The organism is Pseudomonas sp. WPR_5_2 (assembly GCF_003634475.1).
In the GTDB taxonomy this organism is placed as follows: Bacteria; Pseudomonadota; Gammaproteobacteria; order Pseudomonadales; family Pseudomonadaceae; genus Aquipseudomonas; species Aquipseudomonas izuensis.
This window is the reverse complement of record NZ_RBLA01000004.1, coordinates 563,020-576,353: the sequence shown is the minus strand read 5'-3', so window position 1 is coordinate 576,353 and position 13,334 is coordinate 563,020. Positions and strand designations below refer to the sequence as shown.

Annotated in this window: 13 protein-coding genes; 10 read left to right on the top strand and 3 right to left on the bottom strand. The window is 60.7% G+C overall.

Annotation, left to right across the window (positions count from 1 at the left end; genetic code table 11):
* The first annotated feature begins 6 nt into the window (after window positions 1-6).
* From BJ917_RS18285 to BJ917_RS18275, 3 genes are read left to right on the top strand one after another with little or no spacing between them, the layout of a single operon-like run.
* Window positions 7-1,032: an ABC transporter substrate-binding protein gene (locus BJ917_RS18285; protein ID WP_121104009.1), complete on the top strand. Its 1,026-nt coding sequence runs from the start codon at window positions 7-9 to the stop codon at window positions 1,030-1,032.
* 5 nt (window positions 1,033-1,037) lie between these two features.
* Window positions 1,038-1,898, top strand: coding sequence for an ABC transporter ATP-binding protein (locus BJ917_RS18280; protein WP_096514006.1), 861 nt, complete (start codon window positions 1,038-1,040; stop codon window positions 1,896-1,898).
* A 21-nt stretch (window positions 1,899-1,919) separates the two neighbouring features.
* Entirely contained in the window at window positions 1,920-2,786 is an 867-nt protein-coding gene (locus BJ917_RS18275) for an ABC transporter permease (protein ID WP_096514005.1), read from the top strand.
* 34 nt (window positions 2,787-2,820) lie between these two features.
* On the opposite strand, the gene BJ917_RS18270 is transcribed toward BJ917_RS18275, so the two are convergent.
* Window positions 2,821-3,555 (bottom strand): RHS repeat-associated core domain-containing protein, encoded by a 735-nt coding sequence (locus BJ917_RS18270; protein WP_096514004.1) that lies wholly within the window; start codon window positions 3,553-3,555, stop codon window positions 2,821-2,823.
* A gap of 290 nt (window positions 3,556-3,845) precedes the next feature.
* On the opposite strand from BJ917_RS18270, the gene BJ917_RS18265 reads away from it, so the two are divergent.
* From BJ917_RS18265 to BJ917_RS18245, 5 genes are all read left to right on the top strand, one after another.
* Complete coding sequence (locus BJ917_RS18265; protein ID WP_096514003.1) at window positions 3,846-4,763, top strand: LysR family transcriptional regulator; 918 nt, start codon at window positions 3,846-3,848, stop codon at window positions 4,761-4,763.
* Window positions 4,764-5,061: 298 nt separating this feature from the next.
* Window positions 5,062-6,594, top strand: a complete 1,533-nt coding sequence (locus tag BJ917_RS18260; RefSeq protein ID WP_121104008.1) for an MFS transporter — start codon at window positions 5,062-5,064, stop codon at window positions 6,592-6,594.
* Between the two features lie 26 nt (window positions 6,595-6,620).
* Window positions 6,621-7,688: an HlyD family secretion protein gene (locus tag BJ917_RS18255; protein WP_096514001.1), complete on the top strand. Its 1,068-nt coding sequence runs from the start codon at window positions 6,621-6,623 to the stop codon at window positions 7,686-7,688.
* Entirely contained in the window at window positions 7,685-9,256 is a 1,572-nt protein-coding gene (locus BJ917_RS18250; RefSeq protein ID WP_121104007.1) for an efflux transporter outer membrane subunit, read from the top strand. The genes BJ917_RS18255 and BJ917_RS18250 overlap by 4 nt, the downstream gene beginning before the upstream one ends.
* 106 nt (window positions 9,257-9,362) lie before the next feature.
* Window positions 9,363-10,946 (top strand): glycosyltransferase family 39 protein, encoded by a 1,584-nt coding sequence (locus BJ917_RS18245; protein ID WP_096513999.1) that lies wholly within the window; start codon window positions 9,363-9,365, stop codon window positions 10,944-10,946.
* 38 nt (window positions 10,947-10,984) lie between these two features.
* On the opposite strand, the gene BJ917_RS18240 is transcribed toward BJ917_RS18245, so the two are convergent.
* On the bottom strand, window positions 10,985-11,743 hold the full coding sequence (locus BJ917_RS18240; protein WP_096513998.1) for a slipin family protein: 759 nt from the start codon (window positions 11,741-11,743) through the stop codon (window positions 10,985-10,987).
* A gap of 2 nt (window positions 11,744-11,745) precedes the next feature.
* Window positions 11,746-12,279: an NfeD family protein gene (locus BJ917_RS18235; RefSeq protein WP_121104006.1), complete on the bottom strand. Its 534-nt coding sequence runs from the start codon at window positions 12,277-12,279 to the stop codon at window positions 11,746-11,748.
* 195 nt (window positions 12,280-12,474) lie between these two features.
* Between BJ917_RS18235 and BJ917_RS18230 the strand changes: the two genes are divergently transcribed.
* On the top strand, window positions 12,475-12,936 hold the full coding sequence (locus BJ917_RS18230; RefSeq protein WP_096513996.1) for an aminoacyl-tRNA deacylase: 462 nt from the start codon (window positions 12,475-12,477) through the stop codon (window positions 12,934-12,936).
* A gap of 132 nt (window positions 12,937-13,068) precedes the next feature.
* Window positions 13,069-13,314, top strand: coding sequence for a DUF2789 domain-containing protein (locus tag BJ917_RS18225; protein ID WP_096513995.1), 246 nt, complete (start codon window positions 13,069-13,071; stop codon window positions 13,312-13,314).
* The last annotated feature ends 20 nt before the right edge of the window (window positions 13,315-13,334 follow it).

The window sequence follows — 13,334 nt, the reverse complement described above, 5'->3', positions numbered from 1 at the left end:
TTGAACATGTCCAAACGTCTTCCCTTTGCACCACTGGCCGCCGCCATCGGCCTGGGTTTGAGCCTGATCGCCGGCAGCCTGGTGGCGCCGACCGTGGCCCACGCCGAAGGTGAAATCCGCATCGCCGAACAGTTCGGCATCGTTTATCTGCTGCTCAATGTGGTGCGCGATCAGAACCTGATCGAGAAGTACGGCAAGCAGGAAGGCATCGACATCAAGGTCGACTGGACCCAGCTCTCCGGCGGGGCGGCGGTCAATGATGCATTGCTCTCTGGCTCCATCGATATTGCTGGCGCCGGTGTCGGCCCGCTGCTGACCATCTGGGACCGCACTCACGGCAAGCAGAACGTCAAGGCCGTGGCATCCCTGGGTAACTTTCCGTACTACCTGGTGAGCAACAATCCCAAGGTCAAAACCATTGCCGATTTCACCGAGAATGACCGCATCGCGGTGCCGGCGGTGGGCGTGTCGGTGCAGTCGCGCTTCCTGCAATACGCCGCCGCCAGGCAGTGGGGCGACAAGGAATTCAACCGTCTCGACAAGTACACCATCGCCGTTCCGCACCCCGATGCCACGGCGGCGCTGATTGCGGGCGGCACCGAGCTGACCGGTCATTTCTCCAACCCGCCGTTCCAGGATCAGGCACTGGAAAACAAGAACGTGCACGTGGTGCTGAACACCTATGACCTGCTCGGGCCGAACTCGCCGACCGTGTTGTTCGCCACCGAGAAATTCCGCGATGAGAACCCGAAAACCTACAAGGCTTTCATCGACGCCCTGACCGAAGCGGCGCAATTTGCGCAGAACGACAAAGGCGCGGCGGCGGACACGTACATCCGCGTGACCAAGGCAAAAATCGACCGCGCCGCGTTGCTGAAAATCATCGACAACCCGCAGTTCGAATTCAGCGTCACGCCGAAAAACACCTACCCGCTGGCCGAGTTCCTCTACCGCGTCGGCGCGATCAAAAACAAACCGGATTCGTGGAAGGATTACTTCTTCCAGGACGCCAAACCGCTGCAAGGGAGCTGATTTTTATGAACGCCCCTTTGCAAGGCCACACGGTCAGCAAATCGATCGCGGCAGCCCAAGCGCTGCTGTCGGTCGATAACGTCAGCCTGGAATACCGCACGCCGCAGCGGGTGGTGCGGGCGACCCATCAAGTCAGTTTCGAGATCGATCCGGCGGATCGCTTTGTCCTGCTCGGCCCATCCGGTTGCGGTAAATCCACCTTGCTCAAAGCCGCTGCCGGGTTCATCCAGCCGGTCGAGGGTGAGATCCGTTTGCAGGGCCAGCGCGTCGATGCGCCGGGGCCGGACCGGATCGTGGTGTTCCAGGAGTTCGATCAACTGCCGCCGTGGAAAACCGTGAAGCAGAACGTGATGTTTCCACTGTTGGCCTCCAGAACCCTGAAGAAAAAAGAAGCCGAAGAACGAGCCCTGCACTACCTGGAGAAGGTCGGTCTGGCTGCGTTTGCCGATGCCTATCCGCATACCTTGTCCGGTGGCATGAAGGCGCGGGTTGCCATCGCTCGCGCGCTGGCGATGCAGCCGAAAATCCTGCTCATGGATGAACCCTTCGCCGCCCTCGACGCACTGACCCGACGCAAGATGCAGGAGGAGTTGCTGCTGCTGTGGGAAGAAGTGCGCTTCACGCTGCTGTTCGTCACGCACTCCATCGAAGAGGCGCTGGTGGTGGGCAATCGCATCCTGTTGCTGTCGCCGCATCCGGGGCGGGTGCGGGCGGAAGTCCACAGCCATCAATACGATTTGCACAGCCTCGGCGGCGTGGCGTTTCAGGAATCGGCGCGGCGTATTCACCGGTTGTTGTTTGATGAAGGCCAGTCGCCGGAAACCGAGCGTGTACTGGATTTCACCGACATCCGAATCGCTTATTGAGCCAGTTCAGAGGAGGGCCCGATGAGCCATCTATCATCCCCGCGTGAAGAATTCGAAACCGTACTGCAGCCACTGACCAGCGTGCCGCTGGAACGCGAACTCCCCCTCGGCCAGCGACTGTGGCAGCAAGGGTGGCTGCGCAAAAGCCTGATCCTGATTCTGCTCGCTGTGCTGTGGGAAGCCGTCGCCCGTTATCAGAACAACGACCTGCTGCTGCCGAGCTTCGTGCAAACCGCTCACGCGCTATACGACGGCCTGCTCAGCGGCGAACTGCTGGGTAAGGTATGGATTTCCCTGGTCGTATTGCTCAAGGGTTACCTGATCGGCATCGTCCTGGCATTCGGCCTGACCACCCTGGCGGTATCCACCCAGTTCGGTCGCGACCTGCTGAGTACCCTGACCTCGATGTTCAACCCGCTGCCGGCGATTGCCCTGCTGCCGCTGGCGTTGCTGTGGTTCGGCCTGGGTCAGAACAGCCTGATTTTCGTGCTGGTGCACTCGGTGCTCTGGGCGCTGGCGCTGAATACCTACGCCGGCTTCCTCGGCGTCTCCGAAACCCTGCGCATGGCCGGTCGCAACTACGGCCTCAAGGGCATGCGCTTCGTGCTGTTCATCCTGATCCCGGCTGCACTGCCCTCGATCCTCGCCGGGCTGAAAATCGGCTGGGCGTTTGCCTGGCGCACGTTGATTGCGGCTGAGTTGGTGTTTGGCGCGACAAGCGGCAAGGGTGGGTTGGGCTGGTACATCTTTCAGAATCGTAATGAGCTGTACACCGACAAGGTGTTTGCCGGGTTGGCGGTGGTGATCCTGATTGGGTTGTTGGTGGAGAATCTGGTGTTTGATTCGTTGGAGCGGGTGACGGTGAAGCGGTGGGGGATGCAGCGGTGAGGGTGGCCTCACCGCGCTATTTTTTGGACGGTGATTAACTTCCCTTTCGAAGGGCGGTGACACGCTTGGTTGGTCCCGTCGTGCCTGTAATCCGTAGACCATTTCCAGCTCCAGGAGCAAGCGGAGTCTGCTGAACTCTGACTGAATTAGGCCCTGTATATGGGTTTGGTTGGGTGACGATGTGATTCGATGGTGGTTGTTGTTTAAATTTTGGAGGCGGAGGGCCTAGTTTTTTTAGGGCTTTAGGATCAAACAAAAAATTGTCGGCAAAGGCTTTTTTTGCACTTTTTGCAGCACCTAAAACCTGCGAAACGCCACTATTGGCGAGGCTTGCGGTCTTTCTGAGCACAGGAGTAGCAACGGTTTGCACTGCGTCCGTCAATGCCTGCACGAAGCGTGAAAACGCCCATGGCAAATGCCCCGTCGGATCCGAATTCATCATCGGCTCCCCACCGCAATACGTATACGCATTCCTCCCGCCCCGACCAAACGGACTCAAACTGTCCGGGCTGTGAAAGCGCATCAAGCTCGGGTTGTATGCACGGTAGCCGTTGCCCAGCAAATACCATTCGGGATTCGCCTCGTTCAGTTCACCGTTGAAGCCTAACCGCGTCATGACTTCAACCTGCGACGATTGCTGGCCGTAGGGTGAATACGCAATGCGATTAGGATTACCCGCGTCGATTTCAGCGAGTATCGAGTTTTTGAGATCCGTTGCCAGCAGTACCGTGCGTTGCCGAGTCGGATTCTGTTGATTGGGTTGAGTCATACCGAATGCCTTTGCGAGAGGATAAAGGCGAGTGTCTGGTTTAGTTTTACGCGCGACGGACAAGGTTGAGAACTAGCAGAACTGATAGTGGCGGCGGTGACAGTGCGGACGCCTTCGCGAGCAGGCTCGCTCCTACAGGGGGAGGTGTTTTACACAAAATCTGCATCTACGGGAGATCCATTGTGGGAGCGAGCCTGCTCGCGAAGAGGCCGGAACTGCTAGCGCATCATTCGGCGGATGTTTGCTAGCATTGCGCCTGAATCAATCCTGATCGCTAACGAGTGCTCGCCATGCAACTCCCGGACATGAACCTGCTGATCGCCCTGGACGCACTGCTCGACGAAGGCAGCGTCGTGGGCGCCGCGCGGCGGATGAACCTCAGCCCGGCGGCCATGAGCCGTACCTTGACGCGCATCCGCGAAGCCATCGGCGATCCGATCCTGGTGCGCGCCGGCCGTGGTCTGGTGCCGACCCCCAAGGCGTTGGAGTTGCGCGAGCAGGTGCGGGATCTGGTGGAGCAAGCCGCGCAGCTGTTCCACTCGGCCCGTGTCGTAGACCTGGGCAGTTTGCGGCGGCGGTTCAGTATCCGGGCCAACGATTTCTTCATCGGCGTCTACGGCGGCAAGTTGTCCGACGCCATGGAGCGTCAGGCGCCGCATTGTGAATTGCGCTTCGTCCCGGAGGGCGATGGCGATGACGAGGCTTTGCGTGAAGGCCGCATCGATCTGAATGTCAGCAACACTCGCCCGCCGATGCCGGAAGTGAAAGTGCAGAACCTGTTTTCCACCCAGTTTGTCGGCCTGGTGCGTGAAGATCATCCGTTGCTCGATGAAGAAATCACCGCGGAACGCTTTGCCGGGTTCTCTCATATCAGCATGTCCCGCAGAGGGATCGCTCGTGGGCCGATCGATACAGCGCTCAACGCCCTGGGGCTGGAGCGGCGAGTGGCAGTGATTGCACCGAGTTTTCATGCGGCGATGTTCGCCTTGCCCGATTCCGATCTGATTCTGCCGGTGCCCAGGGAAACGCTGCTGAGCGTACGTCGCCTGGGGCTGAAGTTGCGCTCGTTCACTCTGCCGATCCCCTTGCCAACCATCGTGCTGAGTCAGGCCTGGCACCCGCGCTTTGACAATGACCCCGCCCACCGCTGGCTGCGCGAAACCGTGAAAAGCTGTTGCGACGAGACGTGGCTGGCGGCCCAATCCTGAGGCCTTTAGGCGCCGGCTTGCTGGCGATGGCGGCCCATCAGTTGGCAAAAATGGCGCCTGACACACCGCTATCGCCAGCAAGCCGGGTCCTGCAGGTTCATACCTATGGATGGTGGTTCGCCTGATACGGCGGTGTTAGTTTTCCCCATCGTTTCTGCGCAAGACAGACCTCTGTTCTCGTCCGTTTTCATCGTTCGATTGCTGCGTCCGACGCACTTATAAATTGCCGATAAGTCAGTTTTCGTCAGTGATGCGCCTTCGTAGACTGCCACCTCAATTATTTCGGAGTTGTGAACCGATGACCTCCCTGACGGCCTCGGTGCCTCTGGCCGCGCCCGCGCCGGCCGCCGCGCCAATGGCTTTTGGTCCGCGGATCATCATTGGCCTGGTGGGTGTGCTGCTGGCGGTGCTGGTTTCGGGCCTGAACGAGACGGTGACCAAGGTTGCCCTGGCCGACATTCGCGGTGCTTTGGCCATTGGCTACGACGAAGGCACCTGGCTGGTCGCCAGCTACACCGCGACCTCGGTGGCCGCCATGGCCTTCGCGCCTTGGTGTGCGGTGACCTTCTCTTTGCGCCGCTTCACCCTGTGCGCCATCAGCGCGTTCACCCTGTTGGGGGTGTTGTGTCCGCTGGCGCCGAACTATGAAAGCCTACTGATCCTGCGTACGTTGCAAGGCCTGGCCGGCGGCGCACTGCCACCGATGCTGATGACCGTCGCCCTGCGTTTTCTGCCGGCCAATGTGAAGCTGTACGGCCTGGCCGGTTACACCCTGACCGCCACTTTCGGTCCGGGGCTGGGCACGCCGCTGGCGGGGTTGTGGACCGAGTACGTCGGGTGGCAATGGACGTTCTGGCAAGTCGTCGCGCCCTGCCTGATCGCCATGGTGGCGGTGGCTTATGGCATTCCCCAGGACCCGCTGCGGCTGGAGCGTTTCAAGCAGTTCAACTGGCGTGGCTTGCTGCTGGGGTTTCCCGCGATCTGCATGCTGGTGGTCGGCATCCTGCAGGGCAATCGGCTGGACTGGTTCGAGTCGAGCCTGATCAGCGGCTTGCTGGCGGGAGGCGCGTTGTTGCTGGTGCTGTTTCTGATCAACGAATGGTCGCAGCCAACCCCGTTTTTCAAGATGCAGATGCTCGGCATCCGCAACCTGTCGTTCGCATTGCTGACCCTGGCCGGGGTGCTGGTGGTGCTGTCGGCGGTGATCATCATTCCATCCGGTTACCTGGCGCAGATCCAGGGTTATCGCCCGGTGCAAACCGCGCCGATCACCTTGCTGTCGGCGCTGCCACAGTTGATCGCGCTGCCGTTGGTGGCGGCGTTGTGCAACCTGAGGTGGGTGGATTGCCGCTGGGTGCTGGGGATCGGCCTGAGCATGCTCGCCGTGTCCTGCCTCGCCGGATCGCAGCTGACCTCGGCGTGGATTCGCGATGATTTCTATGGGCAGCAACTGCTGCAGATTGTCGGCCAGCCCATGGCCGTACTGCCACTGTTGATGCTGGCGACCGGCAGCATCAACCCGATGGACGGGCCGTTCGCGTCGTCCTGGTTCAACACCGTGAAAGGCCTGGCGTCGGTGATTGCCACCGGTGTGCTGGAAACCTTGACCACCGCGCGGCTGCACTTTCACTCGACGATGTTGGTGGATCGCCTCGGCAACTCACCCCTGGTCGATGCAGGCAGCCCCGGCCTTGCCCATCGGCTGCACGAGCAGGCGGTGGTGCTGACCTCTGCCGATCTTTACCTGTGCATGGCCGGCATCGCTGTAGCGCTGATCCTGCTGATTTTCTGGCTGCCGACGCGGATCTTTCCGCCGCGCGCACCGACCTGAATGCTCCACTGAAACAGAAGGTTTTTATGACGACTCAATCGAAGCAAAAAGTGGCCGTGGGCGTTGCCGTCGTAATCGCGGTGGGCGTGCTGATTTATGTGCTGGCGCCCGGACTGTTTGGCCAGCGCACGCAACAGAGCACCAATGATGCCTATGTTTCGGCGGACTACACGCTGGTGGTGCCGCGCGTGGCCGGGTTCATCAAGCAAGTGCTGGTGGAAGACAACCAACAGGTCAAGGCCGGGCAGTTGCTGGCGCTGATCGACGACCGCGATCTGCGCGCCGCCGCTGAAGCGGCGGCGGCCGAAGCCCTGATGGCCCAGGCGCAACTGCAAAATGCCCGGGCGACCCTCGAACGCCAGGCATCAGTGATCGCCCAGGCGCAGGCGACCGTGGTGTCGGCCAAGGCTGAAATGGCCTTCGCCGAACATGAACTCAATCGCTACGATCATCTCGCCGGGGTGGGCGCCGGCACCGTGCAGAACGCGCAACAGGCGCGCACGCGCATTGATCAGGCCAGCGCCCGGCTGACCAATGTCACGGCGGTGCTGGCGGCGGAACGCAAGCAGGTGGACATCCTCACGGCCCAGCGCGATGGGGCGGAAGGTGGCTTGAAACGGGCGCAGGCGAAGCTGGAAATTGCCAGCTATGAACTGTCCTATACACGCATCGTCGCGCCACAGGACGGCATGGTCGGCGAGCGTGCGGTGCGGGTTGGTGCCTATGTCACGCCGGGCAGCAAGCTGCTGGCGGTGGTGCCATTGGCGCAGGCTTATGTAGTGGCCAACTTTCAGGAAACCCAGTTGACCCATGTACAGCCGGGGCAGGACGTGCAAGTGCGCGTCGACACCTTTGGCGGTGCAGCACTGACCGGGCGCGTCGAGAGTATCGCACCGGCCACTGGCGTGACCTTCGCCTCGGTCAAGCCGGACAACGCGACCGGTAACTTCACCAAAGTCGTGCAGCGGATTCCGGTGAAGATTGTGCTGGAGCCGGGGCAGCCACTGGCCGAGCGGTTGCGGGTGGGGATGTCGGTGGAGGCGAGGATTGATACCTCGAATACCGGCGTCGAGCATGAGGTTGCGCAGCGATGAGGATTTTTGGTGATTGGTCTGACGCTTTCGCGAGCAGGCTCGCTCCCACAATGGGTCGGTGTGATACACACAATCTCTGTTCAAAAGGCGATCCCCTGTGGGAGCGAGCCTGCTCGCGAAGAGGCCGCTCAATTCAACGGACCTTTTGTGCCTTACTGGTCATGAGCCTTTCCGCTTGCACTGTTGGCCCCGACGTCCAGAAACCCGAGGCTCAACCAGTCACCGAATGGTCAAAACCCTCAAAAGCTGTTGCCAGCCAGGCCACCGACGAGACCCTGAACGAACGCTGGTGGGAAGTGTTCAACGACCCGAAACTCTCGGCCCTGAGCCAGCGTGCCCTGACCGACAACCTCGACCTGAAACTCGCCAGTAGCCGTTTGCAGCAAAGTCGCGCCGTGCGTCAGGTGATCACCGCCGACCGCTACCCGACGACCGCCGCCACCGGGAGCTATGCACGCAAGCGCAACAGCAGCGATGGCTTGATGGACCCCTCGGGGCACAACGGCGATTCCGCGTTCAACCTGTGGGACGCCGGCTTCTCCGCGTCCTGGGAGCTGGATTTCTGGGGCCGGGTGCGCCGTGAAACCGAAGCGGCCGACGCCACGCTGGAAGTCGCGGAAAACGACCGTCGTGGCGTGTTGCTGTCGGTACTGGCCGAAACCGCCCAGGACTACATTCAACTGCGCGGTGTGCAAAACACCCGGGCCGTCACCGAACAGAACCTTGAGGTCGCTCGCCACAGTTTGAAGTTGTCGCAACTGCGCCTGGCCGACGGTGTCGCGACCGACCTGGATGTCGCCGAAGCCGCCGCGCAAGTCGCCGCCATCGAATCGCGCCTGCCGGCGCTGGAGCAGCGCCAGGCACAACTGATCAACGCCTTGAGCCTGCTGATGGGCGAACCGCCCCAAGCGCTGACGGCCGAGTTATCCACCGACGCGCCGGTGCCACAAACGCCGCGTCAGGTCGCCATTGGCTTGCCGTCGCAACTGGCCGAGCGCCGCCCGGACATTCGCCAGGCCGAGGCTCGCCTGCATGCCGCGACAGCCAGCATCGGCTTGGCCAAGGGGGATTTCTATCCACGCATTACGTTGTCCGGCAATGTCGGTTCGCAAGCCATGCAGTTGGGTGATTTCGGTTCGTGGGGTTCGCGTGCGTTCGGCATCGGCCCGCAATTCACCCTGCCGTTGTTCGACGGCGGGCGCTTGCGCGGTGTGTTGAACCTGCGCGAAGCCCAGCAACAGGAAGCGGCTATCGCCTACCAGCAAACCGTGTTGCGCGCCTGGCATGAAATCGATGACCAACTGAGCGCCTACAACGCCAGTCAACTGCGCCGTGACAGCCTCGCCGAAGCGGTGCGCCAGAACCGGATCGCCCTGCAAACCGCCCAACGGCAATATGTCGAGGGCGTGGTGGATTTCGTCAACGTGCTCACCGTACAAGGCGCATTGTTGGCAACCCAGGAGCAATGGGTCGAGAGTTCGACCGGTGTGTCGCTGGCAGCGGTCGGGTTGTACAAGGCGCTGGGCGGCGGATGGCAGTCGGTTTATCCGCTGACGGCGCAACGCTGAGCCGCACTGCTCACTTCATCGGATCGCTGGCCTGGGCATCGACGTCGCAATGGGCGGTAGCCTAGAGTGAGCAACATGTTTTGTCATTGCAGGTGAATAAGTGGTCATGGGGGTGGACATCAAAGAGCCGTTGGCCAGACGCCAGCAATCTCGTGCGGACCAGGGATTGCCTGGCAAAAAGGAGTGGTCACAGGCCTGGGTCGGCGGGCTGATTGTCCTGGCGGTGGCTGCCCTGACCCGGTTTTACGACCTGACCGCTGCGGCCATCTGGGGCGATGAGGGCTCGAGCCTGTTGATGAGTCGCTACGACCTGGCCGGCATTTGGGTGCATGCCGCTCATGACGTGCACCCGCCGTTGTATTTCATGCTGCTCCATGGCTGGATCGAATGGTTTGGCGACGGTATTTTTTCGATACGCAGCTTGAGTGCGTTGCCGGGAATTGCCGCGGTCATGCTGGGCATGTGGCTGGTCCGATTAATGGCCGGCCCTCGCGCGGCGCTGCTGGCCGGGCTGTTGCTGGCGCTTTTGCCCACAGCGGTGCGCTATAGCCAGGAAGTGCGGATGTACTCGTGGCTGGGCATGTGGTTGCTCGGCGCCACGATTGCACTGGTGTACTGGGTCAAACAGCCCCGCCACACGCAGGCGCTGGTGATGTATGCGCTGCTGATGACCGCCGGGTTTTACACCCACTATTTCACCGCGCTGTGCGTGATTGTGCATTGGACGTATTTGCTGGTGCTGCGCTTGCAGCCGGCTCATCCCCTGAAACTCATCGACCGCCCGGCGTGGTGGCTGACGAATGCCGCTATCGTGCTGCTGTTTGCCCCGTGGATTCCCGGCCTGGTCGATCTGATCCAGCACATGGACCAGCTCAAGGCCAACGGTGATGTGGGTTGGGAGCTGCCGGTCACGCTCAGTTCACTGCCCTCGATGGTGTGGGATTTTCTGATTCAGGACGATGGGGATAACCTGCCCCGACTGCTGTTCAGTACAGTGCCGATGCTATTGCTGGCCGTGATCCTGATGACGGTCTTTCGTGATCGCAGTCGCTATCGCTGGAGTGTCGTGCTGGCGCTCTACACGCTGTTGCCGCTGTTGCTGGTCTATGGGGTCTCGTTTATTTCGCCGGTGTTCATCGAGCGTTATCTGAACGCCTATGCGCTGGGCCTGCCACTGATCATGGCGCTGGCCATTGACCGCTTGCTCCATGGTTTTCGCATATGGGCGTTTGGGTTGTTGGCACTGTTTGTCGGCGCCGAGCTGGTCGGGCTGAAAACCAATGCCACGGTCGATGTGAATGACCAGACCAGCGTGATGGTCGAGTTCGTCAACCAGCATTACGTGGCCGGTGACCGGATCGTCATCAGCGACATGCTCTGGTGGATGCCTTATGTCTATTACAACCGCACCGATGCGCTTCCGCTGCTCTATACCCCGCCCCTGGCCAACGGTAGTTCCAGTCGCCCGAATGATTACGGTTTCGGCACCCTGGTCAATGGCGACGCGCATAGGATCTATCTCGATCACCTCAGCCAATTGCCCCGGGGAACAGGTCGCGTCTGGTTGATCAGCACGGCCGACCAGCCGGACGAATTCGCCCCGCTGCCCGATGGCTGGCAAAAAATCAGCGAGACCGAGGCGGGCAATAACCGGGCGCGGTTGTTCATTATGGGATCAGAGCCGCATTGATTGTGGGAGTGAGCCTGCTCGTTCCCACAGGGTGGCGCTTATGTTTTCGGCGACAGATCCGCCATGCCCTTTAGCAATTCGATCGGCAACGGAAAGACGATGGTTGAACTCTTGTCGCCGGCAATCGAACTCAGCGTCTGCATATAGCGCAGTTGCATGGCGCCGGGTTGGCGGCCAAGCATTTCGGCGGCTTGCATGAGTTTTTCCGACGCCTGCAATTCGCCTTCGGCGTGGATCACCTTGGCCCGGCGTTCGCGCTCCGCTTCGGCCTGTTTGGCGATGGCGCGGATCATCGATTCGTTGAGGTCCACGTGCTTGATCTCGACGTTGGCCACCTTGATGCCCCAGGCGTCAGTCTGGGCGTCGAGCACTTGCTGGATGTCGATGTTCAGCCGTTCGCGCTCGGCCAGCAGTTCATCGAGTTCGTGCTTGCCGAGCACCGCACGCAAAGTGGTTTGCGCCAATTGGCTGGTGGCCATGAGAAAGTCTTCGACCTGGATGATTGCCTTCTGTGGGTCGAGGACGCGGAAGTACAGCACGGCGTTGACCTTGACCGATACGTTGTCGCGGGTGATCACATCCTGCGCCGGCACGTCGAGGACCACGGTGCGCAGATCGACGCGGACCATTTGCTGGATCACCGGAATCAACAGGATCAGGCCCGGGCCCTTGACCTGCCAGAAGCGTCCGAGCTGGAACACCACCCCGCGCTCGTACTCGCGCAGGATGCGAAAAGTCGCTCCTGCCAAGGCGATCAGCAACAACAGGAGCGCGACAAAACCCAGCTGCAAACCCATGGCTATTCTCCAACCGATACCGCGTCAGTCGCGGCCACTTCCAGCATTAATCCCTTGCGTGCCACCACCCGGACCCGCTGTCCGATCTGCAATGGCTTGGCGCTCGACACTTGCCAGCGCTCGCCCTGCAAATGCACCCAGCCGTGACAGGTATCGCCGGCCTGTAGCGACAATACCGGCGTCACGCTGCCCAGCAGGCCGGCATCGCCGCTGACGGTATGGCGCGGTCGGGTTTTCAGGGCGCGGATCAGCAGGAAAATCAGCAGCAGTGCGCTGATCAGCCCAAGGCCGATCATCAACGGCACGGGCATTTGGGCATTGGTCAGGATCACCGCGCCGATCACGAACATCACGATCCCGCCCAGGCCAATCACACCGTAATTGGGCAGGGCCGCCTCGGCGATCAGAAACGCGATGCCGAAGGTGATCAGCCACATTCCGATGGGGTCGGGAGGCGGCATTCCGACAGTGTCCGCGGCGAAGGCGCAGGTGCTCAACGCCAACAGCCATGCAATGGCACAACAACGCGTTTTCACATGACCCTCCAGGAGAGTCGCGGGTGGTTCTGTATACAGTTTAGTTGACGCGCCGGTTGTCTGGATTTTGCTCGAATGTCGACTCTCCGATGGGCGGATTTCCCTCCTGATTGCCCCGGCGGGCCTAGACTTTCACTACGTACAAAAATGTTAATCATCGTCCGCCAGGCGTTAATGCGGACACCGAGGTGCATCATGCGTATGGCAAGAACCGTGCAGAGAAGCCTGGAAAAGGCTCAATGCGACTATGACATCCTCACCCATCCCCATTCGGCCAGCAGCCTCGAAACGGCACGGGTCGCGGGCATTCCCGCCGAACGGGTGGCAAAATCGGTCATCCTCGACGACCACCACGGGCACTACCTGATGGCCGTGCTGCCCGCCAGCCGTCACCTGGACCTGAGCAAAGTCCGTAGCAGTGGCCAATGGCAGGTCTCCCGGGAAAGCAACTTGCCGCACCTGTTCGATGATTGCGAACGCGGCGCCGTGCCTGCCCTGGGCGAAGCTTATGGACTGGATGTGGTTATCGACCCCCTGCTGACCCGGCAGAAAGACATCTATCTGGAAGCCGGCAACCACATCAACCTGCTGCACATGAACATGCCGGACTTCCTGAAAATGGTGCCCCATGCGGAAGTGCGGGAGTTGAGTGATTGAGTTTTGCAGTGCCGATGACATCGATTGGCGAGCAGGCTCGCTCCCACAGGGGATCGCGTTTCTCCTGTGGGAGCGAGCCTGCTCGCGATTGACCGCGCAGCGGTCGCCCTTAATGGTTACCAGGAGCCAGCCATGGAAAACCCAACCCACAGCCTCCCATCCCTGTTCAAACAACTCGGCCTGCCTGACGACGCCGAAAACATCGACAAATTCATCGCCACCCACTCACCGCTAAAACCCGAATTGCATCTGGCGGACGCCTTTTTCTGGAGCCCGTGCCAGGCGGAACTGTTGCGCAATGAAATTCTCGATGACGCCGATTGGGCGGAGGTGGTGGATCAGCTGGATGTACTGTTGAGGAAGGGTCGGGGAGGGTAGTCGATTAAACGCATTTGATC